This window comes from Alistipes sp. cv1 (assembly GCF_900240235.1).
GTDB lineage: Bacteria > Bacteroidota > Bacteroidia > Bacteroidales > Rikenellaceae > Alistipes_A > Alistipes_A hominis.
This window is the reverse complement of sequence record NZ_OEPW01000001.1, coordinates 39,711-52,893: the sequence shown is the minus strand read 5'-3', so window position 1 is coordinate 52,893 and position 13,183 is coordinate 39,711. Positions and strand designations below refer to the sequence as shown.

At 55.6% G+C, this 13,183-nt stretch carries 14 protein-coding genes; 6 read left to right on the top strand and 8 right to left on the bottom strand.

What is annotated here, in order from left to right; translation table 11 throughout:
* Nucleotides 1–237 precede the first annotated feature (237 nt).
* Both C1A08_RS00245 and C1A08_RS00240 read left to right on the top strand, forming a co-directional pair.
* Nucleotides 238–1,371, top strand: coding sequence for an aldose epimerase family protein (locus C1A08_RS00245; RefSeq protein ID WP_101570576.1), 1,134 nt, complete (start codon nt 238–240; stop codon nt 1,369–1,371).
* A gap of 240 nt (nt 1,372–1,611) precedes the next feature.
* The gene (locus C1A08_RS00240) at nt 1,612–3,060 is read left to right on the top strand and encodes a tryptophanase (protein WP_101570574.1); all 1,449 of its coding nucleotides are present in this window, start codon (nt 1,612–1,614) and stop codon (nt 3,058–3,060) included.
* 161 nt (nt 3,061–3,221) lie between these two features.
* On the opposite strand, the gene pyk is transcribed toward C1A08_RS00240, so the two are convergent.
* Complete coding sequence (gene pyk / locus C1A08_RS00235; protein ID WP_101570572.1) at nt 3,222–4,679, bottom strand: pyruvate kinase; 1,458 nt, start codon at nt 4,677–4,679, stop codon at nt 3,222–3,224.
* Between the two features lie 55 nt (nt 4,680–4,734).
* A complete protein-coding gene (gene aroQ, locus C1A08_RS00230) occupies nt 4,735–5,151 on the bottom strand; it encodes a type II 3-dehydroquinate dehydratase (RefSeq protein ID WP_055204244.1) in 417 nt (138 codons plus the stop codon).
* Between the two features lie 126 nt (nt 5,152–5,277).
* Between aroQ and thiL the strand changes: the two genes are divergently transcribed.
* From thiL to C1A08_RS00215, 3 genes are all read left to right on the top strand, one after another.
* Nucleotides 5,278–6,228 (top strand): thiamine-phosphate kinase, encoded by a 951-nt coding sequence (gene thiL / locus C1A08_RS00225; RefSeq protein WP_180951497.1) that lies wholly within the window; start codon nt 5,278–5,280, stop codon nt 6,226–6,228.
* 165 nt (nt 6,229–6,393) lie between these two features.
* Nucleotides 6,394–7,197 (top strand): bifunctional hydroxymethylpyrimidine kinase/phosphomethylpyrimidine kinase, encoded by an 804-nt coding sequence (gene thiD, locus C1A08_RS00220; RefSeq protein WP_101570570.1) that lies wholly within the window; start codon nt 6,394–6,396, stop codon nt 7,195–7,197.
* A gap of 40 nt (nt 7,198–7,237) precedes the next feature.
* Nucleotides 7,238–7,522 carry an FtsB family cell division protein gene (locus tag C1A08_RS00215; protein ID WP_055204248.1) on the top strand — a complete coding sequence of 95 codons (285 nt, stop codon included), beginning with the start codon at nt 7,238–7,240 and terminating at the stop codon, nt 7,520–7,522.
* Between the two features lie 102 nt (nt 7,523–7,624).
* On the opposite strand, the gene C1A08_RS00210 is transcribed toward C1A08_RS00215, so the two are convergent.
* Nucleotides 7,625–8,254, bottom strand: a complete 630-nt coding sequence (locus tag C1A08_RS00210) for a 7-carboxy-7-deazaguanine synthase QueE (RefSeq protein ID WP_055204250.1) — start codon at nt 8,252–8,254, stop codon at nt 7,625–7,627.
* Nucleotides 8,247–8,795 carry a hypoxanthine phosphoribosyltransferase gene (gene hpt, locus C1A08_RS00205; RefSeq protein ID WP_101570568.1) on the bottom strand — a complete coding sequence of 183 codons (549 nt, stop codon included), beginning with the start codon at nt 8,793–8,795 and terminating at the stop codon, nt 8,247–8,249. The genes C1A08_RS00210 and hpt overlap by 8 nt, the downstream gene beginning before the upstream one ends.
* Nucleotides 8,796–8,916: 121 nt before the next feature.
* On the opposite strand from hpt, the gene purE reads away from it, so the two are divergent.
* The gene (gene purE / locus C1A08_RS00200; protein ID WP_101570566.1) at nt 8,917–9,429 is read left to right on the top strand and encodes a 5-(carboxyamino)imidazole ribonucleotide mutase; all 513 of its coding nucleotides are present in this window, start codon (nt 8,917–8,919) and stop codon (nt 9,427–9,429) included.
* 113 nt (nt 9,430–9,542) lie between these two features.
* Here purE and C1A08_RS00195 read toward each other — a convergent pair whose 3' ends face one another.
* From C1A08_RS00195 to C1A08_RS00180, 4 genes are all read right to left on the bottom strand, one after another.
* Complete coding sequence (locus C1A08_RS00195; protein WP_101570563.1) at nt 9,543–11,336, bottom strand: hypothetical protein; 1,794 nt, start codon at nt 11,334–11,336, stop codon at nt 9,543–9,545.
* Nucleotides 11,337–11,442: 106 nt separating this feature from the next.
* The gene (gene rsxA, locus C1A08_RS00190) at nt 11,443–12,018 is read right to left on the bottom strand and encodes an electron transport complex subunit RsxA (RefSeq protein ID WP_055204258.1); all 576 of its coding nucleotides are present in this window, start codon (nt 12,016–12,018) and stop codon (nt 11,443–11,445) included.
* 2 nt (nt 12,019–12,020) lie between these two features.
* Complete coding sequence (locus C1A08_RS00185) at nt 12,021–12,608, bottom strand: RnfABCDGE type electron transport complex subunit E (RefSeq protein ID WP_055204260.1); 588 nt, start codon at nt 12,606–12,608, stop codon at nt 12,021–12,023.
* Nucleotides 12,601–13,182, bottom strand: coding sequence for an RnfABCDGE type electron transport complex subunit G (locus C1A08_RS00180; protein WP_101570561.1), 582 nt, complete (start codon nt 13,180–13,182; stop codon nt 12,601–12,603). The genes C1A08_RS00185 and C1A08_RS00180 overlap by 8 nt, the downstream gene beginning before the upstream one ends.
* Nucleotide 13,183: the final 1 nt, after the last annotated feature.

Below are 13,183 nucleotides of genomic sequence, written 5' to 3'. Positions count from 1 at the left end.
CCGGCCAGCCGGCCGTTTGTGCAAGGGCCGGCAGTGAAAGGATGCAGGCGAAAATAAGGATTGTCAGTTTGTTCATCGGAGCGGTCGGAAGTCGGCTAAACAAAACTCGGCAAAAAATCCGATATAAACAAGCTTCGGAGCGGCCGGCGTTATCGGTAACGTTGCAGGTTCTGCGAATTATTATTACTTTAGCAACCGAATCACGCTCCGATCATTAACTTTTAAAATTATTACGGAATGAAGAAGATTTTTCCTTTGTGCATGGCGCTGCTGGGCGCTGTGTCTTGTTGTAAAAAGACACAGCCGGGAGAGCCGGCGTTCTACTCGGCGGCCGATTTCGACTCGACGATCGACGGTAAGGCGGTGTCGCTCTATACGCTGAAGAATGCCAACGGAATGGCAGCGCAGATCACCAATTACGGCGGGATTATCGTGGACGTATGGGTTCCGGCCAAAGACGGCGCTTTCAAGGACGTCGTGCTGGGGTACCCGAAACTGGCCGATTATTTCGTACCGGAAAATACGTTTGCCGGAGCCATCACCGGGCGTTATGCGAACCGGATCGCCAACGGGAAATTCACGCTCGACGGCAAAGAGTATTCGTTGGCTATCAACAACGGCCCGAATACGTTGCACGGGGGGATCGTCGGTTTCAGTAAAAAAGTGTGGGACGCCCGCACCTTTACCAACGATGCCGGCGAACAGGCGCTCGAACTGATCTATGTTTCTCCGGACGGAGAAGAGAATTTTCCGGGTACGCTGACTACGAAAGTGGTTTATACCGTGACCGTGGATAATCAGCTCCGGATCGACTATACGGCTACGACCGACGCTCCGACGGTGCTGAACCTGACCAACCACGCCTATTTCAACCTGCATGGCGGCGATCATAAGACCAGCGTGAACTCCCATCGGGTAACGATCAACGCCGACCGGTACACGCCGACCGATTCGACGCTGATTCCGACCGGCGAGATCGCTTCGCTGGACGGTTCGGCCCTCGATTTCCGTACCCCGACGACGATCGGCGAACGGGTGCTGGGCCCTGACAGCGCGTTTAATTACCGCGACGGTTACGACCACAATTACGTGATCCGCCGTTCGTCGCCCGACGTGGTCGAGGCAGCCGAGGTCTACGAGCCTTCGACCGGTATCGTAATGACCGTGCTGACCGACACTCCCGGCATTCAGTTCTTTACCGGGAAATCGCGCGTGCAGCAGGACGAGACGGCTTCGTTCTATCGTTCCGCGTTCGCTTTGGAAGCCCAGAATTATCCGGACGCGCCGAATCATCCGGACTTTCCGTCGGCCGTGCTTCGCCCGGGCGAAACTTATCGCCAAACGACCGTTTACGGTTTTTCGGCGAGGTAGTTGTTCGATGAATCATCCTGCGGAGGGAACCGGCAAAACGCCGGTTCCCTCCGCGTTTTTACGGATTCCGGTCGCCGTGCTTGTCGGAGACAGCTTTCGGACGGAATGAATCGCTGTTCGGTGAAAACGGATGGTCGGAATATTGATCGTTTTATAACAGAATATGAAAATGGATTTTTATTTCCCGGCAAAAACGTTAATTTTGTATCCCGTAAAAATCTAACCAAAATTATATAAACGATGAGCCAAGTAAAATTTTATTTGGGGGAAGACATTCCCTTGGAATTGCACAAAGTGCGCGTGGTACAGAAACTCCACCTGGTTCCGATCGAACGCCGCCTGGACGCGATCAAAGAGGCCGGTTTCAATACGTTCCGTCTGAGTACGCTGGATGTATACCTGGACATGCTGACCGACAGCGGAACCAATGCGATGAGCGACAATCAGGTAGCCTCCATGTTGCAGGCCGACGATGCGTATGCCGGTTCGCAGAGTTTTATCAAACTTCAAAAGGCGGTCGAAGACGTATTGGGTAAAAAATACCTGCTGCCGGTTCACCAGGGCCGTGCGGCCGAGAACGTCATTTGCCGGGCTTTTATTAAGAAGGGCGACATTATCCCGACCAACTACCATTTTACGACCGTGCTGGCGCATGTGCTCGAAAACGGAGGAAAGATCGAGGAATTGCTGCACGATCATGCGCTGGTGCTTCATTCCGACCATCCGTTCAAAGGGAACATGGATATCGAAAAACTCGAAGCCTGCATCCAAAAGCACGGCGTCGATAAAATTCCGTTCATCCGGATGGAAGCTTCCACGAACCTGATCGGCGGTCAGCCGTTCTCGATGAGCAACCTGATGGACGTTCGCCGCGTTGCGGACAAATACGGCATCATGCTGGTGCTGGATGCCAGTCTGCTCGGTGAAAACGCTTACCTGATCCAGCAGCGCGAGGAGCAGTGGAAGGAAAATTCGATGGCCGATATCATCAAGATGATGACCGGTTTGGCCGACCTGGTTTACTTCTCGGCCCGCAAGCTCAGTTCGTCGCGCGGCGGCGGCATCTGTACTAATCGCAAGGATTTGTACGGTAAGATGGAGGCGCTGATTCCGTTGTTCGAAGGATTCCTGACTTACGGCGGTATTTCGGTGCGCGAGATCGAGGCGATGGCCGTCGGTTTGCGCGAGACGCTCGACGAGACGATGATCAGCCAGAGTCCGTCGTTTATCAAATACCTAGTCGAATCGCTCGACAAGCTCGGTATTCCGGTAGTGACCCCTCCGGGCGTGTTGGGAGCCCACGTGGATGCGATGGCTTTCTGTCCGCACATTCCGCAGACCGAATACCCCGCCGGCGCGCTGGCAGCCGCGTTTTACCTGATTTCGGGTATCCGCGGAATGGAACGGGGGACCATATCGAGCGTCCGGGACGAGAACGGCGACGAGATCCTGGCCGACGTGGAACTGTTGCGTCTGGCCGTGCCGCGCCGCGTGTTCACGCTGTCGCAGGTCAAGTACGTGATCGACCGCCTGGCCTGGTTGTATGAAAACCGCGACATGATCGGCGGCCTGAAGTTCGTTTACGAACCGCCCGTACTGCGTTTCTTCATGGGAGGACTCGAACCGACCAGCGACTGGCCCGAAAAACTGATGATTAAATTCCGCAAGGATTTCGGCGAAAGCCTTTAGCGATAAGAAGTCATTCGCTTTTGGCCGGTGTCGGGGATTCCGGCGAAAAGTTTATAAACGAAAACGGAAGGGAAACGTTCCCTTCCGTTTTCGTTTTTGATTGTTAGTTGAGTTTTATCCAGGTGAGTTTGTGCCAGATTCCCTCGAAAGATTTGTTTGCTTTAAAGATTCTGTGCATTCAGCGCTTTGTGCTCCAAGTTTAGAACGTTTCCTATTTCGAGGAACGACGCGCCTTTGGCGGCCCCGAAACTTCCGCCGATCACGACGATCATATCCTCCTTACAAAGCCATTTCCGGTCTTCCAGGTAGTACAGCACGCCGAGTAGGAAACTTTCGTGGTTGATGGTCGGTTCGCGGTACATGGCGTGGATGCCGTAGGAGATTCCGAGCTGCCGCATCACGCTCTTGCGGTAGCAGACGGCGTACACCGGTTTCTCGCCGCGGAAGGCGGCCAGGTAACGTCCCGTGCGTCCCGAAAGCGTGTCGATGATGATGGCCCGGATCGGTAAGTTGATGCAGGCGCGCACGGCCGAACGCGAAAGCTGCGCGGTGATTTCGTTGTTGATGCGCACCAGGTTCATGTCGTAGTTCGGACTGTTCTGCGCCGTATCCTTTTCGATCTCGCGGGCCACGCGGGCCATCGTCTTCACCGCTTCGACCGGGTACTGACCGTTGGCTGTTTCACCGCTCAGCATCACGGCGTCCACGCGCTGGTAAATGGCATTGGCCACGTCGCTGATCTCGGCGCGCGTTGGACGCGGGTGTGTGATCATCGTATGCAGCATCTGGGTCGCAATGATGACCGGTTTTTTACTTTCGATGCACTTGCTGACCAGCAGGCGTTGGGCGACGGGAATCTGTTCGGCCGGAATTTCGACGCCCAGGTCGCCGCGGGCGACCATGATTCCGTAGGTCTCGTCCAGGATTTCGTCGATGTTGTCGACCCCTTCTTTGTTTTCGATTTTGGAGATGATCTTGATCGAACTGTTGCGTCTTTTGATCAACTCCTTGACGGCCAGCACGTCCTCTTTTTTGCGGACGAACGAGTGGGCGATGAAATCTACGTCCATGTCGATGGCCCAGTTGATGAACCGCGCGTCGCGTTCGGTGACCGATGGCAAGTCGATGGCCACGCCGGGGATGTTTACGCTTTTACGACCGTAGATGACTCCCCCGTTGCGCACTTCGCAGACCAGTTCGTCGCCGCGCTTTTCTCGGACGTACAGTTCCAGTTCCCCGTCGTCGACCAGGATTACCGAGCCGGCCGGCACGTCCCGGGAGATGTGCCCGTCGTTCAGATAGATCAGTTCGTTGTTCGACGGCAGGTCTTCCGACGTGCCCCTGAGCCGGACGATGTCGCCGGTCGAAACGGGAATACCCGCTTCGAATCCCGGAGCCATGCCCGTGATCCGGATCTCGGGCCCTTTCGTATCGATGATGATAGCGATCTGTTCCGACACTTTCCGCACGTTCTCGACAATCGTCGTGGCCCCTTCGGGCGTCAGGTGGGCCGAGTTGATCCGCGCGGCGTTCATGCCGGCTTCGTACAGGGCTCTGATAAATTCCGGTTCGCAATGTTTGTCCGAGATGGTGGCTATGATCTTTGTCTTTTTGTCCATGAGTAGGTGTCTTAAATAATCTGGTTTTATATTGAAAACGAATCGTCGGGGACCGTTAATTCAGGAAGCCGAGTATCCCCAGCCGGTAAGAGTCGAGTCCGAAACCCATCACCGATCCTTTGCATTTGGGGGCGATCAGCGAAACGTGGCGGAACTCTTCGCGGGCGAGGATGCAGGAAATGTGCACCTCGACGACCGGGATGCGGATTCCTCCGATGGCGTCGGCGATGGCGATCGACGTGTGGGTGTAGGCTCCGGCGTTCATTACGACCCCGTCGTAGGCCTCCTGCGCCGCGTGCAGCTTGTCGACCAACTCTCCTTCGATGTTGGATTGGTAATAGTCGAGCGTGACGTCCGGAAACCGTGTTTTCAATTCGTCTAGGTAAGATTCGAAGGTTTGTTCTCCGTAGATGCCCTTTTCGCGTTGTCCCAGCAGGTTCAGGTTCGGGCCGTTAATAATCAGTAACTTCATCGGGATAAAAATTTTACGGATAGGATCAAAAACATTTTCTCAAATTCGGTACAAAAATACAACGGTAATTTGAATATTTAGCATATTTTTGTAATAATTTAACGAATTGATAACAAGCACAGACAGATGGAATTGCGAGAATTGGGCGAGTTCGGTTGGATTGCGGGTATCCGCGAAAAGTTTCGGGGCGTCCCTTCCGGGGAAAGTCTCGGAATCGGGGACGACTGCGCCGTAATCCCGTGCGGAGACGGAGAAGCGTTGGTCGTTACGACCGATATGTTGATCGAAGACGTTCATTTTTTGCGTGCGGTGATTCCTCCTTACCTGCTGGGACGCAAATCGCTTGCCGTAAATCTCAGCGACGTCGCTTCGATGGGCGCCGTTCCGATCGCATCGTTTTTATCGATCGCTCTTCCGGGGGATGTCTCCGCCGGTTGGGCCGACCGTTTTACCGACGGTTACCGTAGCCTGTCGGAAGAGTTCGGGGTTCCGCTGTTGGGCGGGGATACCACCTCTTCGCAGGATCGAATTGCGATCAACGTGACGGCCATCGGGCGTATCGCCCGTGCGAAAGTCAAATATCGGAGCGGAGCCAGAGAAAACGATATAGTCTATGTGACAGGGTATTTAGGAGATTCGGCTCAAGGATTGCTCGATATTCGGTCGGGCGTATACGACTCGCCGTTCATCGCCGTGCACCACGATCCGCATCCGTGTGTCAACGAAGGGATCTGGCTGGGGAACCAACCGGAAGTGCATGCGATGATGGATATTTCGGACGGACTCGCTTCCGACCTGTCTCATATTCTGGAAGAGTCGAAGACCGGCGCCGAGATTTCCATCGAGCGGATACCGACCCGTACGACCGTCGAGCTGGCCGTTACGGGCGGCGAAGATTACCAGTTGCTGCTGACCGTCGGAGCCGAAGCCGCCGACCGGATTGCGGCGGAGTACGTCCGGCATTTCGGGAAGCCGTTGTACGGGATCGGTCGGATACGATCCGGAGCGCCGGATATAATCTGGTCGGACAACGGGGAGGTCGTCCGACCGCAGTGGAAGGGATTTCGTCATTTTTGACCGATCGCCGGTACCGCGCGACGTCCTGTGTGTCGGCGGTCGGTTGTATCTGATCCGCGACGGACGGACTTTCCGGGTGCGGGAATGGGAAGACCTTGAGAAATTCGGTTACATTTCGGGACGGTGACGGAGGCGAATCCGCGGGGTTTTTCATAAATTTGCAGAATGAAAAAATACAAAAAAGTACTTTCGATAGCCGGTTCCGACAGCGGAGGGGGGGCCGGTATTCAGGCCGATATCAAGGCCATATCGGCTTGCGGCTGCTATGCGATGACGGCGATCACGGCCGTAACCGTTCAGAATACCGTAGGCGTACGGGGTTTTCATGTCGTTCCGGCGGAAGTGGTCGCCGGACAGATCGCGGCGGTGTTGGAGGATATCGGCGCCGACGCCGTAAAACTCGGCATGTTGCCGACTGACGAAATGATCGTTCCGATCGCGGAATCGCTGAAAAAATACCGGGTGCGCAGCGTGGTGATGGACCCGGTGATGGTGGCTACCTCGGGCGACCGTCTGATCAGCGAAGCCGCTGCGCAGGCGATCCGTCGGCATATTTTTCCGTTGGCGACGCTGGTGACGCCGAATGTTCCGGAAGCCGAATACATTACGGGGATGCCGATCCGTTCCGAGGCCGATTTTCCCGCCGCCGCCGCCGCGCTTCGCGATATGGGAGCCGGGGCCGTGCTGCTGAAAGCCGGACATCTGGATGGAACGGAACTGACCGAATACCTTTTCGACGGCAACGGTTGCCATACCTTCCGTTACCCGCGAACCGACACGCCGAATACGCACGGCACCGGATGCACGCTGTCGTCGGCCGTCGCCGCTTTCCTGGCGCAGGACTATCCGCTCGAAGAGGCGGTGCTGTGTGCGGAAAACTATGTCCACGAGGCGATTGTCCGCGGCCGGGAGTATCGGCTCGGAAACGGACACGGGCCCGTACACCATTTTTATCGTTTTTGGGAGTAGATTTCCGGAGGAATAACTATTTTTACAAAAAATTGCGCGCGTGGAATTTGTCGGTAAATTTTTTAAAGACAGGCGTCTGTGGCTGATCAGCATCGTGGTGTTCGGCCTGCTGATCGTCGTGTTCGACAAAAACAACCTGATCGAAGCGTGGCGGCTGAAACAGAAAATCAATGCGCTGGAGGTGCAGGAAACCTATTACCGGCAGAAGATTGCCGAGGACAGTACGGTGCTCGAGAACCTGAAAAACGACCGTTACCTGGAGCAGTACGCCCGCGAGCATTATCTGATGAAACGTAAGGAGGAGACGATCTATCTGGTACGGTGATTCTTAGGTTCCTGTCGCATGGGCCTAAAACAATATGCCGACAAGGGGGCTGCGAGATCCGAATTTTGCAGCCCCTTTGCTGTTTTCCCATCCGGAGTCGGGTCAGGGTATCCGCATGTATTTGTGGGTCTGCACGGAGATGTTCCAGCGCGGATGCGCTTTGGCGTATTCGACGATCTCGGCGATCATCCGGTCGTAACGACTCCATTCGGGTTGCAGGTAGAGCATACACTCCGGCGTTACTTTCGCGGCGTTCTGTTCGGCCCACCGGAAATCGTCGGGCGTTTCGATGATGATTTTCAGTTCGCTGGCGCAGGCGAATACGCTGTCGACCGGAGGTTGCTGTTTCTTGGGCGACAGGCAGATCCAGTCGAACCGGCCGCTCAGCGGATGCGCTCCGGAGGTTTCGAGAAATATTTTGAGTCCGCGGGCCGCGAGTTGTTCGGTCAAGTAATCCAGCGGATACAGCGACGGTTCGCCGCCGGTAATGACGATCGCCTGCGCCGGGAAAGAGCAGGCGCGTTCGACGATCGAATCGACTTCCACGGGCGGGAAAAGCCGGGGATTCCACGTCATTTTCGCATCGCACCACCGGCATCCGACGTCGCATCCGCCCAGACGGATAAAATAGGCCGGTTTTCCGGTATGGAAACCTTCTCCCTGAACGGTGTAAAAATCTTCGACGAGCGGCAGTTTTCGTCCGCCGCAGAACAGGTCGTCGTGGTTATTCATGGTCGTCGGCGATTTCATAAATGTCTTTGTAGTTGCGTCCCAGTTGGTCGTAGTCGAGCCCGAAACCAACGATGAACTTGTCCGGAATAGACAGCGCGTAGTACTTCGGCGGCATTTGTTTCCGGTAGCATTCCGGTTTGAAAAGCAGCGTCGCGACGGCGATGTCGGCCGGTCCCTGCTTTTTCAGCACGCCGGTCATGTATTCGATGCTGGCTCCGGTGTCGACGATGTCTTCGACGAGGATGACGTGCCTGCCCCGAATATCCTGCGAGAGGCCGATGAGCTCCCTGACGCGGCCGGTGGTTGCGGTTCCGCTGTAAGAAGCTATTTTGACGAACGAGACTTCGCAGTCGAACGAGATGTGACGCAGCAGTTCGCCCATGAACATGAACGATCCGTTGAGCACGCCGACGAACAGCGGCGTTCGTTTTTCCCGGTAGTCGCTGTTGATGCGTGCGGCCACCTCCGCGATGGCCTTTTGCAGTTGTTCGCAGGAGATCGAACGCCGGAATGTCTTGTCGTGAAGCCGTATCGTGTCCATCTGTTTCGCTTTGATCGGTAACGGAAAAAAATAACGTCCGGTTGCTGTGATCCGGAGGTTTGTTGTTTATCTTTGCAAAGATAATGAAGCGAATCAAAAATAATTTAAAAAGCGTGATAAAATGACACCGAAAGTCAGCATCATCATGGGCAGCACGTCGGATCTGAAGATCATGGAGGCCGCTGCCGAGTTTCTCGACCAGATGGAAGTTCCTTATGAAATCAATGCGCTGTCGGCCCACCGCGTTCCCGAAATGGTGGCCGAATTTGCGAAGAACGCCCATACCCGCGGCGTGAAAGTAATTATCGCCGGCGCCGGCGGAGCGGCCCATCTTCCGGGCGTGATCGCCGCCACTACCCCGCTGCCGGTGATCGGGATTCCGATCAAGTCGTCCAATTCGATCGACGGCTGGGACAGCATCCTTTCCATTTTGCAGATGCCAGTCGGGATACCGGTTGCTACGATGGCGCTGGACGGGGCCCGCAACGGCGCGATCCTGGCCGTTCAGATCCTGGCTGTGGGCGACGAGGAGCTGATGCGGAAATTCGTCGCTTTCAAAAGCGAGTTGGCCCAGAAGATCGGCAAGGCGAACCGGGAGCTCGCTCAGATCAAGCGTCCGTTCAAGACGAATTAGAAGTCGCCGCCGGAAGGCGTTTGTTTCGTTCAAAATACGTTACCGGGCGAAAGTCCGGTAACGTATTTTTATCGGGATGCCTGCCGTCTTTTTCGCGTACCGGTCGTCCCGGATTAATCCCAGCCGTACCAGGTATTGTCCTCGTAATCGGTGACGGTCGCTTTTTGCGGCCGGTACCGGATCGGTTGCCGCTTGTCCTCGGTATTGATATGGAAGTAATTGGCGTTCAGTAGGCCGGTTCGTCCTACGGCGAAACCGAGCCGGATGTTGATCGTTCGGAAAATCAGGTGTTCGTTTTTGATGCGCACGCCGATGCCGATGGTCGAGTAGAATCCGTTTTTAAACAGATTGCCGTTGTAGCCGAGAATGCCGAGGTCGGCGAATCCGTACAACGCGAAACGAAACTGGTACAGGTGCCATGGGGTAAATACGACGGTTTCGGAGTTGACCACGAGCCGGTTGTTGCCGTAAATTTCCTCTCCGAGTCCGCGCAGTTCGGCATTGTCTTCGAATCCGAACGATTCGCGGTATCCGTCCATCCGGTTCCATCCGCGGGTCAGGTTCACGTCGATGAACTGGCGGACGCGGTATCTTCCTTTGCCCATCAGGTTCGAAAACCAGTTCAGATTCGATACCAGGGCGGTGCGGTAAAACCGCCCGTCGCGGTTGTTCAGGTAGCTGCCGAGGGCGAAACTCCACCGCAGGTAGCCGAACGACGTGAAGTTACCGGCGCTGAACTTGCCGCCCAGGTACCACCGGTTGCCGAACTCGCCCCACGAAGGGCCACCCGTCAGCGAGAACTGGTAGCCGTAAGGGATATCCTCGTTGACTCCGTACCCGTAGATCAGGCTGGAGGTACGGAACTGCTCTTTGTAGAAACCGGTGTTGAACAGCACGAGGTTCTCGTTGTGGAAATAGGGATTCAGCGACTGCGATACTTCCGGCCGTTCCCGGTGAAGCACCGTATTGTAATGCGCCGTGATAAAGAAACTGCTTTTCAGGTTTTTTATGTAAAAGGATTTACCGCCCCATACGCCCCATTTGGCCAGGGAGGTGTTGATCGTCGAATCCAACGGGTCGATGTCGATCGGTTCCCGGCGGTAGTAGCCGTATCCTCCGAGCGTGTAGTCCGACGGTCGGATGAACTCTTTTTTGAATTCGGCTCCGTAGTCGGAGTAGTTGAATCCTTTGCCGGCGATGATGCGCCCTTCGACGAAGCTGCCCAGGATATTCGGGTTCTCGTATTCGAACAGGTTGCCGCCGTAGCTCCAGTTTTTCCAATTGAAATAGGTCTTGACGCTCAGCTTGTTCCCCCACCCCAGAATGTTGTCGTCGTAGAGTTCGAAATAGGTGTTCCCGTCGCTTTGCGAATTCAGGTCGACGCCGATCGTCCAGCGATCGCGGGTCGTGACGATCAGGTCTACGACCGACGAGTCCGGCGTCGCGGGGATTACGCGGATGTTTGCGTCGGCGATGTAGCTGCGGGAGCGGATCAGTTGGCGGTTGTTGGTGACCAGTAGCGGATCGAAGCGGTCGCCCGGTTTGATAAACAGGTCGCGGCGAATCTTGCTCTCCTGCGTGATCCGGTGCATGGCGTTCGTCTTGCGTTCGCCCCATACTTTCGAATGGGGATTGAAGACGTTCTCGCGGACGATCCGGATATCGCCGATCTTCTTCCCGGCGAATTGTTCGAAATATTCCTGATCGGCTTTGGCGGCGCGCATTTCGGCTTCTTTGTCGCGCGGGGTTACGGAGATCGTCTGGTAAAGCAGGCGGGAGAAACGTCCTGTTTTTTTCTCCCGGGCCGGCAGCGTATCCTTGGAAGGCTGGCCAACGTCCGGGCGGCCCTGCGCTCGGAGCGACAGAACCAGCACGGTAACGCATATGACGGCAATCCTAACGTTCATTATATCGACGGTCTTAACCCTTAAAGTTAACGTAAATTCGATGAAAAAAATACGGGGACGGAAAGATTTTCTTTCCCCGCCCCCGTATTTTATCCGGATCGGTCGGTTACCGCACCAGTCCCGAGAATCCCATGAAAGCCATTGCCAGAATGCTCGCCGTGAGCAGCGCGATCGGCATTCCCTTCATGCCGGCCGGGACGTCTTCCAGTTCGAGCCGTTCGCGGAGTCCGGCAAAAAGCACCAGCGCCAGCGAAAAGCCGATGGCCGTCGCGGTCGCGAAAACGACGGATTCGCCGAGATTGTATTCCTTTTGTACCAGCAGGATGGCGATCCCCAGGACGGCGCAGTTCGTCGTGATCAGCGGCAGGAAGATGCCGAGCGCCTGGTAGAGCGCCGGGCTTACTTTTTTCAGGATGATCTCGACCATCTGTACCAGCGCGGCGATTACCAGAATAAAAACGATGGTCTGCATATACTGGATGCCGAGCGGGACGAGCACGTAGTACTGGATCAGGTAGGCGACGATCGACGAAATGGCCATCACGAACGTAACGGCGGCGCCCATGCCCAACGACGTGCCGACCCGGTTGGATACGCCCAGGAACGGGCAGATCCCGAGAAACTGCGACAGTACGACGTTGTTGACGAAGATCGAACTGATGATAATGATGAAGTATTCCATGACTATTTCGTTTTAGCCGTTAGCTTTTTGAAAATGGCCATCAGGTAGGCCAGTACCATGAAGGCTCCCGGGGCGAGGATGAACAGCAGTATTCCGTCTCCCTGGATGAATTTCAGGCCGAACACCGAGCCGTTGCCGAGCGCTTCGCGGACGGCTCCCAGCAGAGTTAGCGACAGCGTGAAGCCGAATCCGATGCCGATCCCGTCCAGCGCCGAGTCTGCGACGTTGTTTTTCGAAGCGAACGCTTCGGCGCGTCCCAGGATGATGCAGTTGACGACGATCAGCGGGATGAATACGCCGAGCGTCGCGTAAAGATCGGGTACGTAGGCTTCCATGCAGAGTTGCACGACGGTGACGAACGAAGCGATTACGACGATAAACGCCGGAATGCGCACCTTGTCAGGGATCAGGTTCTTGATCAACGAAATGGCGACGTTCGAGCAGGTCAGTACGAACAGGGTCGCCACGCCCATGCCCAGCCCGTTGATCGCCGAGGTGGTGGTGCCGAGGGTCGGACACATTCCCAGCAACAGCACGAACGTCGGGTTTTCCTTTATCAGACCTTTGGTCAGGATTTGCAGTTTATTCATGGTTTCCGCTGTTTTGGATCGATTTGTAAACTTCGTAAGCCCGACTCACGGCGTCGCTGAAGGCGCGCGAAGAGATCGTCGAAGCGGTGATGGCGTCGACGTCCCCGCCGTCCTTGCGCACCGCCAGTTTGAAGTCTGCCGGATTTTTGCCTTCGAACTGCACGGCAAAGTCGGATTTGCTGCGTTCGATTTTGTTGCCCAGACCGGGCGTTTCGTTGTGCGAAAGCGTTTCAACGCGGTTGATCGTGCCGTCCTTCAGGAAGCCGACCATTAGTTTGATTTCTCCGCCGAAACCTGTGTTCGTGAAGGTTTCGACGGCATATCCTACCGTATCCTGCCCCTGCGTGGCGGTGTAGACGACGACTTCTTTCCCGTCTACCGTCTGCACCGTTTTGGCCGCTCCGGGATCGTTGTCGAAAGTCGGCAACACCAGCGCGATCGCTGCCGTGATTTTGGCTGCCTTGGCGCGGGCGATCGGCTCGGCGGTGATTTTATAGACAAACCCTACGGCTGAGGCCGACACCAGCGTGATGACCAGCAGCGTGACGACCATATTTTTCAATGAACTTTCCATA

What these genes read in the sequence shown, in the direction of transcription:
- C1A08_RS00245 (WP_101570576.1), top strand. Translation starts at nt 238, where the DNA reads ATGAAGAAGATTTTTCCTTTGTGCATGGCGCTGCTGGGCGCTGTGTCT.
- C1A08_RS00240 (WP_101570574.1), top strand. Translation starts at nt 1,612, where the DNA reads ATGAGCCAAGTAAAATTTTATTTGGGGGAAGACATTCCCTTGGAATTG.
- pyk (WP_101570572.1), bottom strand. Translation starts at nt 4,679, where the DNA reads ATGGACAAAAAGACAAAGATCATAGCCACCATCTCGGACAAACATTGC.
- aroQ (WP_055204244.1), bottom strand. Translation starts at nt 5,151, where the DNA reads ATGAAGTTACTGATTATTAACGGCCCGAACCTGAACCTGCTGGGACAA.
- thiL (WP_180951497.1), top strand. Translation starts at nt 5,278, where the DNA reads ATGGAATTGCGAGAATTGGGCGAGTTCGGTTGGATTGCGGGTATCCGC.
- thiD (WP_101570570.1), top strand. Translation starts at nt 6,394, where the DNA reads ATGAAAAAATACAAAAAAGTACTTTCGATAGCCGGTTCCGACAGCGGA.
- C1A08_RS00210 (WP_055204250.1), bottom strand. Translation starts at nt 8,254, where the DNA reads ATGAATAACCACGACGACCTGTTCTGCGGCGGACGAAAACTGCCGCTC.
- hpt (WP_101570568.1), bottom strand. Translation starts at nt 8,795, where the DNA reads ATGGACACGATACGGCTTCACGACAAGACATTCCGGCGTTCGATCTCC.
- purE (WP_101570566.1), top strand. Translation starts at nt 8,917, where the DNA reads ATGACACCGAAAGTCAGCATCATCATGGGCAGCACGTCGGATCTGAAG.
- C1A08_RS00195 (WP_101570563.1), bottom strand. Translation starts at nt 11,336, where the DNA reads ATGAACGTTAGGATTGCCGTCATATGCGTTACCGTGCTGGTTCTGTCG.
- rsxA (WP_055204258.1), bottom strand. Translation starts at nt 12,018, where the DNA reads ATGGAATACTTCATCATTATCATCAGTTCGATCTTCGTCAACAACGTC.
- C1A08_RS00185 (WP_055204260.1), bottom strand. Translation starts at nt 12,608, where the DNA reads ATGAATAAACTGCAAATCCTGACCAAAGGTCTGATAAAGGAAAACCCG.
- C1A08_RS00180 (WP_101570561.1), bottom strand. Translation starts at nt 13,182, where the DNA reads ATGGAAAGTTCATTGAAAAATATGGTCGTCACGCTGCTGGTCATCACG.